The following is an 875-nucleotide window of genomic DNA, read 5'->3' as shown; positions in this document are numbered from 1 at the left end:
GGGAGGCCGCCCTGGCCGGGCCGGTAGGAGGTGACCGCGGCGACCGCGCCGCCGGCGGTCACGTTGGACATCGGCAGGGCGTGAAGGGCGCCGGTGCCCGGGCCATACGGCATGCCGACGTACAGGTGGGTGCCGGTGAAGTGGAGGCTGCGGCCGACGAGTTGGTTGGCGCCCGGGGTGCCGGGGAGGCCGGCGTTGTTGCCGGGCTCCACCAACTTGTCGTTGGCGCCGGGGGCGCCCAGCAGAGAGAAGGTGTGGATGGTGCCCGCCTTGGCTGCCGTACCGACGGTCTCCTCCGGGACGCCCACCGCGAACTTCATCGTCGCCGTGGTGCTCACCTCGCGGGGTGCGGTGTTGACGGCGGTCACACTCCAGCCGAAGCGGTCGCCGGTCTCGGCGGTGCCGGTCACGTCGTCGCCGCCGGCGCCCTGGGAGTAGGAGTCGAGCTGGGTGAAGCTGCCGCCCGAGGCGGGGATGCGGAAGGTGAGGACGGTGCCGGCGTCAGCCTTGTTGGCGCCGTCGATGGTCAGGTCCTCGCCCCAGGCACCGACGGTGAGGATCGACTCGGTGGCCGCCGCCGCGCCGGAGGGCCGGTAGGGGGTGAGGGCCAGGGCGGAACCGAACTGGTCGGAGGGCTCGGCGCTGCCGGAGACGGTGTCGAGGTCCTGGTCGAGGGCGAAGCGCGGGGTGGGCCTGCCCTCGGAGTTCAGCGTGTGGTCGAAGACCGCCACGGTGCCGGCGCCCGCGTCGGAGCCGATGGCCTCGCCGGCGGCCCCGATGGCGAAGCGGTTGCCGTCGGCGGTCATGGTGCTGGCGAAGCCGTCGCCGGCCTCCGGGGAACCCGGTACGTTCGTGCTGTCCTGGTGGACGGCGAT

Annotated in this window: 1 pseudogene; it reads right to left on the bottom strand. The window is 73.5% G+C overall.

Features of this window, described 5'->3' with window-relative positions:
* Window positions 1-875 (bottom strand): annotated as a pseudogene (locus G6048_RS48315) (esterase); the annotation flags it as partial.

It is taken from the genome of Streptomyces ureilyticus, from assembly GCF_011045025.1.
GTDB classification, from domain to species: Bacteria; Actinomycetota; Actinomycetes; order Streptomycetales; family Streptomycetaceae; genus Streptomyces; species Streptomyces ureilyticus.
This window is presented reverse-complemented; position numbering and strand designations above follow the sequence as displayed.